This window comes from Acinetobacter sp. LF10 (assembly GCF_048585715.1).
Lineage (GTDB): Bacteria > Pseudomonadota > Gammaproteobacteria > Pseudomonadales > Moraxellaceae > Acinetobacter.
Genome location: NZ_CP184160.1, coordinates 1,547,386 through 1,563,211, shown reverse-complemented (window position 1 = coordinate 1,563,211; position 15,826 = coordinate 1,547,386). Strand labels below are relative to the sequence as shown.

Here is a 15,826-nt window from a genome sequence, read left to right as displayed (position 1 = left end):
TCGTAACCTGCTTTTTTTATGCAATCTTTTGTTCTTATCTTCCAAATTTTTATCGCAATAAGCTTAGGCTATTTTCTCGCCCCAAAACTATCACAGCGAATTAAACAATTTATATTTAAAATCTTACCCTATTTTTCTTATTTATTATTAATGAGTGTTGCATTTGAACTGACTCAAGCTTTGAATCATATCTCAGATCCAGCAGCAATATTACCACCTGCATTATTGATTGCATTTACTACATCAGTTGGTTCTTTCTTTATCTGTCTAATTACTTATAAACTGATTGATCGTCAAAGTGTACAAGGAAAAATTTCATTACACCTCTTTATCAATGCACTCAAGAATATCGCTAAAGCATTTCTAGCATTAGGATTAGGGATTTTACTTGGAATAGTAGTGACTCAATCTAACCTACAAATTGCATTTAATAGTTGGTATTTATTACTCATATTTATCTTTTTGATTGGCGTTGAGCTTGCTTTTACGCAATTTGATCGCAGTTGGTTAAGTTGGAGAGTACTACTTGTTCCTGCCGCAGCCTTTGTCGGTTCTTGTCTGGCTGCAATCATCAATTATCTCATTCTATCTCATGATTATACCCTGAATGAAATGATGGCTTTAGCTCAGGGATATGGTTGGTACTCAATGTCTGGAATTCTATTCACAGAATTACATTCAGCACGACTTGGTGGCATTGCCTTATTAACCGACCTCTTCAGAGAAATTTTCGCCATTCTTCTTATGTACTGCCTCGGTTGGCGTTTTCCACGTTCAGCGATTTCGAGTGCTGGAGCAACCTCAATGGATGTCACCCTTGCGATGGTTAAACAGTCATGTGGCACGCATTACGTACCACATGCAATGATGAGCGGATTAATTTTATCGCTTCTAGCGCCTTTATTAATAAGCCTATTCTTAAATCTCAAGTTCTAAGGTATTTATAAACTAAATAAACTTAGATAGACGCCAAAATTGACTTCAACATTTCTGTTGGACGTTCAGCCTTTGTAATAGGACGACCAATCACTAAATGCGTCGAACCATCAAGCATAGCTTGTTTAGGTGTAACGATACGTTTTTGGTCATCTGCATTTGAACCTTCTGGACGAATGCCTGGGGTAACTAATGCAAAATCAGCATTCAACATTTCACGAAGAATCTTAGCTTCTTGTGCTGAGCAAACTACGCCATCCAAACCACTTTCTTGAGTCAATTTAGCTAAACGTTTGACATGCTCTACTGGCTCGATATCTAAACCAATATCACGTAGATCTTCACGCCCCATAGAAGTTAACACAGTAACTGCAATAAGTTGTGTTTGATAATTGCCTGCTTTGAGTCTTTCAACACAAGTTTCCATCATTTTTCGACCGCCAGAAGCATGAACATTGACCATCCACACACCTAGATCTGCCGCAGCACAAACAGCTTGCGCTGTTGTATTCGGAATATCATGAAATTTTAAATCAAGGAAAACTTCAAAGCCTTTATCTTGTAAAGTTTTAACAACACTTGGACCTTCATGAGTAAAAAGTTCCTTGCCCACTTTGACACGACATAAAGCAGGATCAAGCTGATCCACAATCGTTAAAGCGTCATATTCGCTTTTTGCATCTAGTGCAACAATGATACTCAAGAGCGTTTCTTCCCAGTTGATTCAAAGTCGCTATTATAAATAGGTTTTAATTTAAGTGTAAAATTTCATTCAACACATTTTTACTTCTTACATTTAAGTTGCAACAACAAAACTAAAACATACCAAATAGTAAAATTTGATTAAATTTTAATCTTAAAATAAATTAAAAACGAATAAGGTTAAAAATGAAAACGATTAAAACTGCAATAGGCATAAAAAGGCATCAATTTAGTCACCATCATTTTTTTAAGATTCTGAAAAATCAAGAAATACCCATACAACGACGCTTAAAATTCTTGCCCAATCTTGCTCACTTTATAATGAGCTTTGCGGATTTAAATAAATATGTACTACCCTTTAATTTTCCACAGAATGAATATGAAGAAGCAATCAATGTTCACTGTAAAGAAGATGCTAATCATTGGCCTTGGTATTTGCATGACCTAGAAACGCTCGATTTAAACAATAAACAAGAACTTACCAACACCCTTAGATTTATTTGGTGTGATGACATGTCACCTAGCCGTAAACTATCTTACGAATTAATAGGCTTGGTCTCGAATCAGACGGCACTTATAAGATATGTAATGAAACACATTTAAGGCAAGAAACTGGACATTCTATAGGCGATGAAGAAAACGTTTTTGAAAATATGCCTATAACGCGAGAAATGAATGAAACAGCATTGATCGTAGTAGAAAAAAGTTTTAATGCTTTTACTCAATTTATGGATCAGTTTGAATTGAACTTGAAAAATGAAATTAAAATTAATGAAGTATTTTTTAATCACAAACTAAAAGGGCTACTTCAATTGTGAAATAGCCCTTTTCAATACTAAATAGCAATTCAACTATTAGATATTATCATTCGGATAAACATCTAAAACAGTTTTTTCATGCCTTACGCTTGCAGCAGCTTCTGCGGCTGCTTGCTGAGCAAGTTGGATCTGCTCTTTTCTAAGGTGATCAATATCTTTACGTAATCGTTTAATTTCCCAATTCGTTTGGAAAACTCGAAATACTTGAACACCTAGAAGCAAACCGACAACGACACCTAATGCCAATGTCAATAAAAGCAATAAACCTAAACGCATAGCAGGAACTTGAGTAAACAATAGGTTCACTTCTAATTCTGCTGGATTCTGTAAAACTAGGGCAAGCGAATAACCAAATAGAGCAAAAAGTAATGCAATTAAGATATAACGCATAAACACCTCAATTTTTTATTAATCAACAGTGTCGTTTACTGCATCACGAAGTGCTTTACCCGGTTTGAAATGCGGGACAGCTTTTGCTGCAACATCAACTGATTTACCAGTTTTAGGATTACGCCCTAAACGTGGCTCACGATGATGTAATGCAAAACTGCCAAAACCACGAATCTCAATACGATCGCCACTCGAAAGTGCTTCAATCATTTGATCAATCATAATTTTAACAGCATCTTCAACCAACGGTTCTGCCAAATGAGGGTTTTTAAGGGCAATCCGTTCAATCAAATCAGATTTGTTAAGTGCTTCAGTAGTCATCGATGACCTCTTTAATTATTGCTACTCTTCAATATTTTAATAATAACCTGTTTAAATACAAAACGGTAGCGCAGTACATCGATACTACGCTACCGTTTGCAGTATTTTTGTATAAAAAGGTACATCTCTGTTACAAGAAATGTACCTTTTAACAAATTACTTCATTTGAGCTTTAATCAAATCACCAATAGTCTTAGGACCATTAGCTTCTGAAACTTGAGCTGCTGCTGCTTGACGAGCATTGTTCACAGCTTCTTTCTCTTCAGCTTCGTCTTTCGCTTTGATAGACAAGTTGATAGAGCGAGATTTACGATCAACGTTGATGATCTTCGCTTCAACTTCTTGACCAACTTCTAAGAATTTAGTCGCATCTTCAACGCGGTCACGATTGATTTCAGAAGCTTTAAGCGTTGCTTCGATGTCATCAGCTAATTTAACTGTAGCACCTTTAGCATCAACAGCAGTCACAGTACCTTTAACTAAAGCACCGCGTTCGTTCGCAGCTAAGAAATCATTGAATGGATCGCTGTTTAATTGCTTGATACCAAGGCTGATACGGTTACCTTCAGCGTCTACAGATAAGATAACTGCTTCAACTGTGTCACCTTTCTTGTAACGACGGATAGCTTCTTCGCCTTGTTCGTTCCAAGAAATGTCAGATAAATGTACTAAACCGTCGATACCACCAGATAAACCGATGAAGATACCGAAGTCAGTGATTGACTTGATCGTACCAGAAACTTTTTCGCCTTTTTCATTTGCTTTAGCAAACTCTTCCCATGGGTTAGCACGAGTTTGTTTGATACCCAATGAAATACGACGACGTTCTTCGTCAACTTCAAGAACCATAACATCAACTTCGTCACCGATCTGAACAACTTTAGATGGGTGGATGTTTTTGTTTGTGTGATCCATTTCTGAAACGTGTACTAAGCCTTCAACGCCTTCAGCGATTTCAGCGAAGCAACCGTAGTCAGTTAAGTTAGTTACACGTGCTTTAACGATAGAACCTTTAGGGTAACGGCTCATGATCGCTAACCATGGATCTTCGCCTAATTGCTTAAGACCTAAAGATACGCGGTTACGCTCGCGGTCAAATTTAAGTACTTTAACTGTAACTTCTTGACCAACTTCAACAACTTCTGAAGGGTGCTTGATACGCTTCCAAGCCATATCTGTGATATGTAGAAGACCATCAATACCGCCAAGATCAACGAACGCGCCGTAATCAGTAAGGTTCTTGATAGTACCTGTAACTGTTTGACCTTCTTCAAGTTGAGCAAGTAATGCTTCACGGTCAGCTGAAGATTCAGCTTCCATAACTGCACGACGAGATACAACAACGTTGTTACGTTTAGCATCAAGTTTGATTACTTTGAACTCTAACTCTTTACCTTCAAGGTGAGTTGTGTCACGAATAGGACGAGTATCAACTAAAGAACCTGGTAAGAATGCACGTACAGGACCGATGTCAACAGTGAAACCGCCTTTAACCTTACCAGAGATAACACCAGTAACGATTTCGCCGTCTTCAAAGATTTTCTCAAGTTTAGTCCAAGTTTCAGCACGTTTTGCTTTTTCACGTGATAAAACTGTTTGACCCATACCGTTGTCAAGCGCTTCAACAACTACGTCAACAGTATCGCCAACTTGAACTTCAAGTTCACGTTGTTCATTTAAAAATTCAGCACGGTCAACAACACCTTCAGATTTAAGGCCAGTGTCAACAGTAACCCAGTCAGAATCGATACTAACAACAGTACCTTGGATGACTGCACCCTTTTCAACGTTGAGGTTTAATTCACTTTCTTCAAAGAGGGCTGCAAAAGATTCGGTCATGATATACCTGATAAAGTCCGCGGTCTTGGATCAGACAAGGCCGGTTTAGTTAAGTTGTTACATTGTCCAAAAGATCTGATCAAGCAATGCTTCAACTGATAAAAAATTGTGTATCTAGTTTATACGGCTATTAATATAGTCAACCATCAACTGAAACACTTCATTGATGCCTATTGTAGAACTATCAATGATATACGCATCTTCAGCGGGCTTGAGCGGAGCAACTGTTCGCTCCATATCTCTTTTATCTCTAGCCTGTATGTTAGATAAAATGTCGCTTATTTTAGCATCAAGACCTATGCCCTGCAACTGTTTTACACGTCGCTCTGCACGAGATTCAGCCGATGCTGTTAAGTAGATTTTCGCTTGAGCCTCTGGAAAAATCGCTGTCGCCATGTCACGACCATCTGCAACCAATCCAGGTGCTTGAATAAATGCACGCTGACGCTCAAATAATGCTTGTCTTAATTCAGGAACAGTTGCAACTTTAGAGGCATACTCACCAACTTGCTCAGTACGAATAGTGTTGGTCACATCCTCGCCCTCAAGAAAAATAAGTGTGCCTGCATCTGTTGATTTAAATTCAATATCTAAATGAGTTGCAAAATCAACACATTGCACTAACTGTTCTTGAATTTTATTCAGTAGATCTCGCTGAAATAGCGACAGTCCAAGTAAACGATATAAAGCACCTGAGTCTAATAAATTAAAACCATAATGCGCAGCAATTTTAGCTGCCAATGTCCCTTTACCAGAGCCACTTGGACCATCAATCGTAATAATATGAACTGTCATTCCCATCTCTTATGAAGCAACTGACTTCGCTAATTTTGAAAAACCTAGTGTAATCGCTGCTTTGAGTTGTGCAAGAACTAATTTACTTACAAAAGGTGCTTTTGCCGTAAATTCAATCTTATAAGTCACTAAAGTAATAAACGGTGTGATTTCTTTAAAATCAATTTGTCCGAGATGGTGTTTCACCAAAGGATTATTAATCAATTTATATTCAATACGTTTATTCTCTTCTAGTAATGTAATTTCTTCTTGAAGAGGCTTGACTGGTCCAAAGCCCATACGGCGAATTGAACCGATTCCATCTGGACGCTGAGGATCAGCAGAATCTTTTACACGTACAACTTGTAAAGGAGCAAATGCTTTATTATAAGTTGCATGTTTTGACAATAAGTCAAAAACTTCAGAAATTGGTGCATTAAACTCTTTTTTTATGGTGATTGCATTACGCATAGCTTTGCCTTTTTGATCTAGCCAAAATCATTGGAGGCTTAGTTTGCCACAACTACAGTGACATTTTTAATCATTTAAGGACGTTTTTAATAGCCTATTTTTCTTTTTTTCTTCTCGTCTTTGTTTAAAAAATTCACTGAGTTGCAATGAACACTGTGTTTGCATACAACCTTGTTCAAAAACAAATTTGTGATTGTAATAACCATTTTCCAATAACTGCCGAGCACTGACCAATGAACCAGCTTTAGGTTCGGTGGTTGCAAATACCACTTTTTTAATGCGTGCATGAATGAGTGCACCGACACACATCGTACAAGGCTCTAGTGTCACATACAGTACAGCATCGTCTGGTAAGCGATAGTTATTCAATGATTGACATGCTGCACGTAAAGCTTGAATTTCTGCGTGAGCGGTAGGATCAGATTGTTTAATTGGCGCATTATAACCAACACCAATAACTTTCTCTTGACTCACTATCACCGCTCCAACAGGAATTTCTCCCTGCGAAGCAGCTAGTGCAGCTTGCTCATAAGCAAGCTGCATCCAATATTCATCGTTAAAGTTTTCTAAAATTGTGACGTCAATACTCATCGATTTTAAGCAATAACACCATATTGTCTTAATAAAGCATTCCAACTATCAATAGTAGTTACCGGAGCACAATCAGATAAAATATCTTTTAATGTAATCTTTTCAGCTGCTTTCCATTCTGGTGATAAGTCTTTATCAACTAAACGCGCACGCACACCCTCAACAAAATCTGGATGACGAATTTTCCAATCAGAGATTTGTGATTCTAATGCAAAAACTTCATCCCAAGCATGCCCTTGCTTACCCCATTGCCATAGCAACCATGTAATCGCAGCCGTACTTGGAGAGCCTTTTTGTAGATTTTCACTCGCTTGACGCAGCCAATCGCTGCTTGCATCACTCAAACCAATAATCGCTTGATAGTCATATTCAAAATTTTGACCACGACATACACTGTGAATAACGTCAATCGAGTTTTGTAACGGACCTGATGCTACAGGACGATGTAGACTATTTAAAGTATCATCGATTGCACGGAAAGCACCCGCAGGATAGTGATTCCAATCCACATTTAAAACTTTTTGAAGAACATTATCGCGCTGTGCTTCACAAATATGAGTTGCCCAACCAATGCTAAAAGCACCAGCTGCAGTCATGATTGAACCCGTTAAACCTGTAAACAGCCCAATTTGACCACGATCTGCAAGGAAACGACTTCCGCCTACATCAGGATAGAGGCCAATATTGATTTCAGGCATTGCAAGACGTGAGTAAGGTGTGACTAGACGGAATGGTGCGGCCATGAATAATCCTAAACCACCACCCATCACATAACCTTCACCCCAAACCACGATTGGCTTAGCATAATTATGAAGTAGTAAATCAAGTGCATATTCTTGTTCAAAGAATTTATTTGCTGTATCAACCTCGTTATTGATCACAAGCTGACGGAGTTTACGAACATCACCACCCGCACAAAATGCTTTCGGTGTAGTTGAATCAAACCAAATTGCTTTGACACTGTCATCTTCATGAAAATATTCAAATACTTTCAATAAAGCGCTCACGATTGACTCATCAAGTGCATGCAAAGATTTTGGTCGGTTTAAACGAACAATACGCCAACCATTTTTAGCGTTTTCGATAATTAAATCTGGGTGATAACTATTTAAATCGGGAGAAGTCATTATGCGTCCAGTTGCCAGTCTATTGGCTCAATGCCATGTTGTTTCAAATAATGATTTGTTTTAGAAAATACTTTACAGCCAAAAAAACCACCTCGGTTTGCAGCAAGCGGTGATGGATGAGCTGCTGTTAACACTAGATGTTTATTTCGATCAATGCGCTGTCCTTTACGTTGTGCATAAGCACCCCATAAGATAAACACAACATGCTCACGCTGTTCATTTAACACATCAATTACAGCATCAGTAAATTCTTCCCAGCCTTGTTTTTGATGAGAAGTTGGCTGTCCTGCTTCAACAGTGAGTACACTGTTCAACAGCAATACCCCTTGAGCAGCCCATTTACTTAAATCCCCATGACGTGAAATCGGCACTGTGAGATCAGTATGTAATTCATGAAAAATATTACGCAAAGATGGTGGTAATGCAACCCCTCTTTGTACGGAAAAACTTAGACCATTGGCTTGATTAGGGCCATGATATGGATCTTGACCCAATATCACGACTTTTACATCCTGTAACGGGGTTGTATTCAATGCATTGAAAATTTGCTTGCTAGGTGGATAAATTGTTTTCTGAGCAAGGATCTGTTGCTGTAGAAACTCTCTTAAATGATCCATTTTCTGACTGAGTAGAAATTCTGACAAAGAGATTTTCCATGACTCATCCAACTGAACTTTATTAAGTTTTTCCTGCTGTTGTTCAGTAAATTGCATCAACATTCCTTGAAATAACGATTCCAACATTTAAATCTTGCTGACTTAAATGTTAACTTGTAACTCTACATTTGGATTTTGGAATTTAATTCCATTTTTCAGATTTTCATACATTTGAGGATCACTCCACTCGACTTGTACTTGCTCTGAAAAAATAATTTGGTCTAGGCTAAGTAAACCCATTTGCTCATTTTCAATATCTTCTAAGAAACTTTGAGCATAACCTGTATCAGTTTCATGCACGATCACTGAATAGACCTCGACATCACCTTCACCATTCTGTGTTGTGGTTGAAGCGAGCACCTGTTGCGCTAGATAAAAGAAAATCCTTGAAAACTGTTCAGCTGATGGTGAAACTGGCAAGGCAACCCAACGTGCACTAAAAGTTTTACACGCTTGAATATATTCAGGATCATCTTTTTGCCAATAACAAATTGCGTGATCAAAACTGTCAAAAAGCTCTTTAATCACACCTTTTAATAAACCAAAATCATAGACCATTTGCCCATGATCTAATCTTGAGGCTTTTAGCAGTAATTCAACTTTATAACTATGCCCGTGAATCGAACGCTTACAGCGATCTGATGTACAATTACGTACAATATGAGCATTTTCAAACTTAAATAATTTACGAATTAACATGCACCAAGCTGATCTATATCTGCAAACAGATTTTATTATAAAGCAAAAAAATCATCGGTGGGATTGATTTTAAGCCTTGTGACTATTCAATAATCCAATCTATACAAAGACTAGAATGGTGCAAGACTTCTTGAATACACAATCACTTGTTTATCTTTTCTCATCATTAAGCTCGTAAATTGGCGCTTACGCTCACTTAGGAGCACTTCAATTTGAGCCGTAAAATAATTTGATTTACTATCTAATAAAGACGCAGCATCCGTTTTACTCTGTTCATCTATCCCAGAAAAAGCACTTAATTTCCATAAATCATTTACATTATTAAAATGTGTTAACTCAGTTTCCTTGACTTTCAATTGTTGTTCGAGAGCTTTGACATCTACTTTAGGATCAATACTGGCTAATAGTAATGCAGGTGCTGTATTCATATTCACCTTAGTCTGCTCAGGTAATGCCGTAACATAAGGTTTGATCAAATCGTAGTTTTTGCCTTCAAAACCTCGTACAAGTTTTAATTCGTCTATACTATGAAACTTGGTATTCGGCGTTAAATATGCAGGATCTAGTCCTTGGTAATAGCTACTCTCCGCACCCATTGCGCCAGTTACTTCATCATTTGTGTCTTGCCAATCGATCACAGCTTGACTGAGTTCAGCAGGTAGACCTACGCGTTGCAATAACTTTTCAAACCAACGTCGTGCAGAATCATCAACTTGATTGCCATCAGCCTTAACCAAATTATTTAGATTAAACTTTCCTGACTCATCTAGTAGTTTTCCTGAGACAGAACCATCTTCAACAGGAAATGGTGGCATCGGTTTTGCCCAGTTTTCCTGTAAATGGTCAATGCTACTACCGTTATCGCTATCTTGAATAAGTAACTCTGAAAAAAAAGCTTCTGCACTTTTTGCATACAATAACGATTGATCCTGACGCATCAAATAGCCCGTATTTTCAGCAGTATTGGTTTGTCGTTTTGCAATTGTTGCAGCCAAAATTGTTGCTAAAGCAACCATGACTAAAATCGTTAATAAAGCTACGCCACGCTGAGATGAATAGTTTTTCATGGTGGTGAGTTATTTCCCAACAATTGATTTGCATTCAGTAGACTATAAATCCACTCGTAATCCGTACCTGCAACACTAAGCTGTATTTTTAAGCCCAATGGTAATTTTTTTAACTCATTAATATTATTAGGATCACCAATATTTTCAGGCCATTGTGTCAGTTCCTGTGGATTCATGACGATTACTTTAAATTGATCTACGTTTTCTAATAAGGTACTTGAGATGGGTTGTACCCGATTTGGAATATTTAGATTTGAATATTTGAGTCGATAAACTTTTTTCTGCGTTGAATCGTAGCGATATTCAATGCGCTCATAAGGTGACAAACCTTGTTTCAACGGATCGGATACTCCTGCTTTGCTAAACATAAAACCACGATCATTTAGCACCAAAGCGGCCTGTAATTGTCGACCATCATTTGCCGTTAATGGAATAATTTGGAGACTATCCCTTAGAATCTGCTGATAGGCATCTTGTAGCGCAAATAAATGTGTTTCATGTTCTGCATTACGATCTTTGACTTTTAATAAATAATCAAAAACTTTCCAACCAAGCATTGAAAGTACGGCAAAAATAGCAATTGCAACCAGCAATTCAACAAGGGTAAAACCCTTTTTAATTTTCATCATGTTTTAGCTTTTGCTGGATAATTAAAAAACACCATATTGGTGATGCCCGCTTCAACTTTACCTTGCTCAGTATTAAATAAACTTACTTGTAATTCGATACGTTGTATTTTGGGACTAATTGTAGCCTGTGCTTTTTTATCAATCTGCCAAGTCTCACCTTGAGAAGTCACCTGTTTCGATTGCGTTCCATCTAACCATTCTTGATTCATTTCCATCATTGCAACCTCATTCATTGCAACGAACTGTGCTTTTGTTCGTAAAATCGCACTCGATGTAGATTGTGTATATTGCATGGCAATTTTTGTTAATGCAATTGCAGCAACAGCAAATATTGCTAATGCAACCATCACTTCCAATAGGGTAAATGCTTTAATCTTCTTCATTTATTTTACCCAAATGATCTATTTCAAACTCATGTCCAATTGGCTGCTGTTCATAATAAAATTGAATACGGACAGGCTTAACTTCACCATTGCCAAACCATATGAGTTGCGGTGCTTTACCACCTAATAAATCCTCATTTCTCGCTTTTCGATATTCTTCAGCATTTAAAGTTTGAATACTAAAGGACACGCTAGTCGGTAGCTCTCGAAGTTTAAACTCTTTGTATGGCTGCCAAGTCCGATCAGCTTGCTGAATTTGCTCATGGCTCTGATCATGATATTCAAACAAATTATAGCGAAATGGTGCAACGTCAGTCGCATTTTGAGTATTTAAGGCAAAAACTTTAGCTTGATCCGTTGATTCTTTATTAATCTTTTTTAAATCAAGTATAAACATTTCTCTGGCTTGCATCGCTCGACGTTGATCTACACCACCAATATTCAGAACAACCAAAGATGTCATAATGGTCATGATTACAATCACCACCATGATCTCAATGAGGGTAAAACCTTGTTGCAATCTATGTGGTGATTTCATTTTATTTATCAGCCATTCACTAAATATTCAATTTGTTTTGGCAAACCTAAAGCTTGATCAATATAAGCCACACGTAAGCTATCACGTGAACCTAAATAACGCTGATAAAAGCTCGAATTTAGAATAACTGCTGCACCATAAGTCAGAGACCAAATCGAAGCCAAATAATCACGCGTTGTCATCGTGCTATTTATATCTAATAAATAACTTTCTGTCATACGAATGATAATACGTAAACGTTGACGACGAACTTTATACAACTCACTAAATAATAACTGAATACCTTGACCCGTCGTAGAGAGGCGTTCTTCAATTTGATGAAATAAAGCAGTACGTTCTGGATGATGTAAATGATGTAGCATGAAAAAAGCTAAATGCTCAGGGAAAGCTTTCTCTGTATCCTGAATCATTTCAAGTAGCATTCGTTCATTACGAATAATCAGCAACATATACAATTCATCTTTGCTCTGAAAGTGCTTATACAATGTGCCTTTAGCAAGATCTAATTCCGCCGCTAAAGCGTCCAAAGTCATGCCTGCTTCACCATTTTCTAATAGGAGTTGTTCAGCGATCTGAAAAATTAAGGCTTCTCGTGCTCTAAACTGAGCTTGGCGATCCATTTTCACGTGATAACTCTCTTTCCTAATACAACTAAACCGTTTACTTCAAATGAAGAAGATTCTCAAAATTCTGGGTGGTAATCATACCTATTTCTTCAACTGATTTTTGATATACATCCGCTAACGCCTTTGCAACATAAGGCACATATTTGGGCTCATTGGTTTTACCCCGATAAGGCATAGGTGCTAAATATGGGCTATCCGTTTCAATTAATAACCGATCAAGCGGCACTTGCTTCGCAACATCACGTAATTCTTGTGCATTTTTGAATGAAACAATACCAGAAAAAGAAATATAGTAACCACAATCTAAAACAGCCTTAGCTGTTTCCCAATCTTCGGTGAAACAATGCAAAATACCATGTGTGGACTGCTCTGCTTTTATAATATCGACGGTATCGTGTTTAGCCGACCGTGTATGCACAACCACAGGTTTTTTTACAATTTTTGATGCATGAATATGACGGGCAAAACATCGTTTCTGTTCTGCAATAAAATCTGTACTGTGATAATAATCTAAACCTGTTTCCCCTAATGCCCATACCTTATCAGACTGTGCTAACTCTACAAGGTAGTCTGTTGTTGCCCGCGCCATAATATGATCATCCTCGCATGGATGAACACCTACAGAATAACCCACATCATTATGGCGAGAAGCTATTTCAGCTAATTTAATATGATCGTCAAGATCAACTGAAATCCCCATAAATTTTGAAACACCTGCAAGACGAGCTTGCTCAAGCGCCTGATCTAGATCACCATTATAGGGACTCAGATCTAACATCGTTAAATGACAATGGGTATCAACAAACACGCTTATTTCCTATCACTTACATTGTAAAACTTGGGCGATCCATCGCTTTTGAACCAGCCAATAATTTCTCAGCTTCATTTTTGTAATACACACCTTTTTCACCGGCAAGCTGAATTGCAAAACCTTGTGGTTTAAAATGTGTTTGTTTATGCGAAATCCAAATCACCTTACCCGTTAGTGGAATTTTTTGTGACTGCTCTGGTAAAGTCGCTAAAACAAAAACTTCCTGTCCCATTTTTACGGCTTGCTTTGTGGAAACAAATAAACCGCCACCTTGCACAAAAGGCATATAACTCGATTGCAAAGTTGCTTTATCAGGAATATTGACCTGTATAATTCCGCCCATCATTTGTGGTTGCATAACATTCCCCTGTCAAATACAAATAACTTTAAATATCTATATTTTCATAGCATTAGTAAATTTTTAAGCATATTTACATGCCTCTCAAATTCAATATTTTCTACCGTCAATTTAAAAAACTATAATTACTGCTATTTTGATTATAGGAAACAATCCGACAAACAACAAATAATGTTTGAGGAAAACTGTTCGAAAACAAACAAAAATGGTTTTTATTTAAACAAATATAGCATTCGATGAATCACGATTTCAGAAGTGATCACCATAACGAAAGCAAATGCTTTTTGGATATTACAAAAATCAAGCATTCAATCAACATAAAAGACTTAAATACCCTATCTAAACCACATGCATCAATTGAATAAACAACTGATCTAGTACCAATTGTGTTTGTACATTTTGCTCAACCATCAATTTTTTCTGTTGCAGGTCAGAATAAATTTGAAATAGGCTTTCCAAATCATAAAGTTGTGCAAGCTGTGTTAAATCTAAGTCTTTATTTCTCAAAGATTGATTTAATTTTATAGCGACTAAATCAGCTAATAAATATTCAAACATTGTCATAAATTCAGAGAAATTCAACTCTTTCGACCACTTGCTTGAATAACTTAAAGGCATATTCTTTTCTGTGACCAACTTAAACCAATCTTTCAAGAATAAATCTCTTTTATGCAACCAGTCACTCTGATTAATTTCAACGGCAGTCAATGGCATGCCATTTGCGAGATTAAGCAACAAATCAATGTGTTCAGCTGAAATATTCGGTATTTGCTGCTGAATAAAGTTTTGCGCATCTTGGGTATCTAGACGGTCTAAAGCGAAATGCTGCAAACGGCTTCGAATCGTTGCTGGTAATTTCAAATAATGATCAGCCAATAGAATCAGAATAACCCTTTCTCCAGGTTCCTCTAAAGTCTTTAGCAATGCATTTGCGGATGCTATATTCAAAGCCTCCGCTGGCTCAATCACAACGACTCGCCATCCATCACCAGTCTGCTGAACAAATGGCAATAAATCACGAATCTTTTCGATTTTTATCTTAGCATTTTGCTTTTTATTTTCTTCATCTGTGGTGATATGGACATAACGAGGGTGTGTATTAGACTTCAACCAGAGACAACTTGTACATTCACCACAAGCTTGTTCGGCTTGTTTGTTTAGACATAAGACCCATGCCACAAAACGCTCAGTAAATTGATGTTTCGCACAGCCATGTTTACCATAAAAAAGTAAACCATGACCTATATCGGGAAAACGCGTTGTCAACAACGCCCATGTCTGCTTGTGCCAAGGATAAACGGTTGTTGACTGCATACTCATCATAATTATTCAAATAAACTTACTGGTAGCGCATTTAAACGCTCTAGATCAGCTTGTGTATCTACACCCGGAGGCAGATTGGCTTCAGCAATATCGATCGCAATACGATGACCATTTTCTAATACGCGTAGTTGTTCAAGACTTTCTAATTTTTCAAGATTACCTTGTTCCCATGTTACATATTCTTGCAACAATTTCACACGATATGCATATAAACCCAGATGACGAAAAGCGCGATCATGCAGCTTTGGCTCTAGTAATTTCGTCCCATCACGATCATAAGGAATGGTTGCTCGACTGAAATACAGTGCTTCTTTACGATTACTGATCACGACTTTGACGATACTATCGCGCTGGAATTCATCTAATGCGTGAATAGGCTCGCATAAAGTAGACATTGAACAATGCGGTTGATCAACTAAAAGCTGAGTAACTTGTTGAACCAATTGAGCAGGAAGTAAGGGTTCATCACCCTGTACATTGACAATAATATCATCTTGCGCCCAACCTTTGAGACGAGCGACTTCACTTAAACGATCTGTGCCTGACGGATGATCAGCACTGGTTAAAACCACATCAATCCCTTCAGCACGACAAACCTCAGCAATACGCTGATCATCTGTTGCAACACATAAATCATCAAAACCTGCAACTTTCTTGGCTTGATCTACGACACGTAAAATCATTGGACGACCATGAATAAGCAAAAGTGGTTTTGCAGGTAAACGCGAGCTCGCAAAACGAGCAGGAATGACAATATGTTTCATGTT

21 protein-coding genes are annotated in these 15,826 nt (G+C 37.6%); 2 read left to right on the top strand and 19 right to left on the bottom strand.

Annotated features, from left to right (window positions below):
- Window positions 1-18 precede the first annotated feature (18 nt).
- The gene (locus ACN19N_RS07545) at window positions 19-936 is read left to right on the top strand and encodes a lysine exporter LysO family protein (RefSeq protein WP_420002314.1); all 918 of its coding nucleotides are present in this window, start codon (window positions 19-21) and stop codon (window positions 934-936) included.
- Window positions 937-958: 22 nt separating this feature from the next.
- Here ACN19N_RS07545 and pyrF read toward each other — a convergent pair whose 3' ends face one another.
- Window positions 959-1,639 carry an orotidine-5'-phosphate decarboxylase gene (pyrF, locus tag ACN19N_RS07540; RefSeq protein ID WP_005159948.1) on the bottom strand — a complete coding sequence of 227 codons (681 nt, stop codon included), beginning with the start codon at window positions 1,637-1,639 and terminating at the stop codon, window positions 959-961.
- Window positions 1,640-1,824: 185 nt separating this feature from the next.
- Here pyrF and ACN19N_RS07535 point away from each other — a divergent pair, with 185 nt between their 5' ends.
- Entirely contained in the window at window positions 1,825-2,241 is a 417-nt protein-coding gene (locus ACN19N_RS07535; protein ID WP_420002313.1) for a hypothetical protein, read from the top strand.
- A gap of 251 nt (window positions 2,242-2,492) precedes the next feature.
- Here the strand turns inward: ACN19N_RS07535 and ACN19N_RS07530 are convergent, their stop codons facing one another.
- The 18 genes from ACN19N_RS07530 to kdsB all read right to left on the bottom strand — a co-directional run bounded on the left by ACN19N_RS07530 (window position 2,493) and on the right by kdsB (window position 15,823).
- The gene (locus tag ACN19N_RS07530; protein WP_420002312.1) at window positions 2,493-2,846 is read right to left on the bottom strand and encodes a lipopolysaccharide assembly protein LapA domain-containing protein; all 354 of its coding nucleotides are present in this window, start codon (window positions 2,844-2,846) and stop codon (window positions 2,493-2,495) included.
- A gap of 18 nt (window positions 2,847-2,864) precedes the next feature.
- Window positions 2,865-3,167: an integration host factor subunit beta gene (locus ACN19N_RS07525; RefSeq protein WP_269228095.1), complete on the bottom strand. Its 303-nt coding sequence runs from the start codon at window positions 3,165-3,167 to the stop codon at window positions 2,865-2,867.
- Between the two features lie 156 nt (window positions 3,168-3,323).
- The gene (rpsA, locus tag ACN19N_RS07520) at window positions 3,324-5,006 is read right to left on the bottom strand and encodes a 30S ribosomal protein S1 (protein ID WP_005159935.1); all 1,683 of its coding nucleotides are present in this window, start codon (window positions 5,004-5,006) and stop codon (window positions 3,324-3,326) included.
- A gap of 114 nt (window positions 5,007-5,120) precedes the next feature.
- Window positions 5,121-5,801, bottom strand: a complete 681-nt coding sequence (gene cmk / locus ACN19N_RS07515) for a (d)CMP kinase (protein WP_018679200.1) — start codon at window positions 5,799-5,801, stop codon at window positions 5,121-5,123.
- A 9-nt stretch (window positions 5,802-5,810) separates the two neighbouring features.
- Window positions 5,811-6,251 carry an SRPBCC family protein gene (locus tag ACN19N_RS07510; RefSeq protein WP_269239549.1) on the bottom strand — a complete coding sequence of 147 codons (441 nt, stop codon included), beginning with the start codon at window positions 6,249-6,251 and terminating at the stop codon, window positions 5,811-5,813.
- A gap of 66 nt (window positions 6,252-6,317) precedes the next feature.
- Window positions 6,318-6,842 carry a tRNA adenosine(34) deaminase TadA gene (tadA, locus tag ACN19N_RS07505; RefSeq protein ID WP_420002311.1) on the bottom strand — a complete coding sequence of 175 codons (525 nt, stop codon included), beginning with the start codon at window positions 6,840-6,842 and terminating at the stop codon, window positions 6,318-6,320.
- A gap of 5 nt (window positions 6,843-6,847) precedes the next feature.
- Complete coding sequence (locus tag ACN19N_RS07500; protein WP_269230446.1) at window positions 6,848-7,972, bottom strand: enoyl-CoA hydratase/isomerase family protein; 1,125 nt, start codon at window positions 7,970-7,972, stop codon at window positions 6,848-6,850.
- Window positions 7,969-8,682 carry a uracil-DNA glycosylase gene (gene ung / locus ACN19N_RS07495; RefSeq protein WP_050040245.1) on the bottom strand — a complete coding sequence of 238 codons (714 nt, stop codon included), beginning with the start codon at window positions 8,680-8,682 and terminating at the stop codon, window positions 7,969-7,971. The genes ACN19N_RS07500 and ung overlap by 4 nt, the downstream gene beginning before the upstream one ends.
- A gap of 45 nt (window positions 8,683-8,727) precedes the next feature.
- Complete coding sequence (locus tag ACN19N_RS07490) at window positions 8,728-9,324, bottom strand: 6-pyruvoyl trahydropterin synthase family protein (protein ID WP_004662372.1); 597 nt, start codon at window positions 9,322-9,324, stop codon at window positions 8,728-8,730.
- Between the two features lie 110 nt (window positions 9,325-9,434).
- Window positions 9,435-10,391, bottom strand: a complete 957-nt coding sequence (gene gspK / locus ACN19N_RS07485) for a type II secretion system minor pseudopilin GspK (RefSeq protein ID WP_269228097.1) — start codon at window positions 10,389-10,391, stop codon at window positions 9,435-9,437.
- Window positions 10,388-11,017, bottom strand: coding sequence for a type II secretion system minor pseudopilin GspJ (gspJ, locus tag ACN19N_RS07480; RefSeq protein WP_420002310.1), 630 nt, complete (start codon window positions 11,015-11,017; stop codon window positions 10,388-10,390). Before gspJ ends, gspK begins: the two co-directional genes overlap by 4 nt.
- A complete protein-coding gene (gene gspI / locus ACN19N_RS07475; RefSeq protein ID WP_004662377.1) occupies window positions 11,017-11,403 on the bottom strand; it encodes a type II secretion system minor pseudopilin GspI in 387 nt (128 codons plus the stop codon). The genes gspJ and gspI overlap by 1 nt, the downstream gene beginning before the upstream one ends.
- Window positions 11,390-11,941, bottom strand: a complete 552-nt coding sequence (locus ACN19N_RS07470; protein ID WP_005159908.1) for a prepilin-type N-terminal cleavage/methylation domain-containing protein — start codon at window positions 11,939-11,941, stop codon at window positions 11,390-11,392. The genes gspI and ACN19N_RS07470 overlap by 14 nt, the downstream gene beginning before the upstream one ends.
- An 8-nt stretch (window positions 11,942-11,949) precedes the next feature.
- Entirely contained in the window at window positions 11,950-12,561 is a 612-nt protein-coding gene (locus ACN19N_RS07465; protein WP_420002365.1) for a TetR/AcrR family transcriptional regulator, read from the bottom strand.
- A gap of 40 nt (window positions 12,562-12,601) precedes the next feature.
- A complete protein-coding gene (locus ACN19N_RS07460) occupies window positions 12,602-13,375 on the bottom strand; it encodes a TatD family hydrolase (RefSeq protein ID WP_004662382.1) in 774 nt (257 codons plus the stop codon).
- Between the two features lie 16 nt (window positions 13,376-13,391).
- The gene (locus ACN19N_RS07455; protein WP_004662384.1) at window positions 13,392-13,736 is read right to left on the bottom strand and encodes a PilZ domain-containing protein; all 345 of its coding nucleotides are present in this window, start codon (window positions 13,734-13,736) and stop codon (window positions 13,392-13,394) included.
- Window positions 13,737-14,075: 339 nt separating this feature from the next.
- Window positions 14,076-15,059 (bottom strand): DNA polymerase III subunit delta', encoded by a 984-nt coding sequence (locus ACN19N_RS07450; protein ID WP_420002309.1) that lies wholly within the window; start codon window positions 15,057-15,059, stop codon window positions 14,076-14,078.
- Window positions 15,060-15,061: 2 nt separating this feature from the next.
- Entirely contained in the window at window positions 15,062-15,823 is a 762-nt protein-coding gene (gene kdsB / locus ACN19N_RS07445) for a 3-deoxy-manno-octulosonate cytidylyltransferase (RefSeq protein ID WP_420002308.1), read from the bottom strand.
- Between the last annotated feature and the right edge of the window lie 3 nt (window positions 15,824-15,826).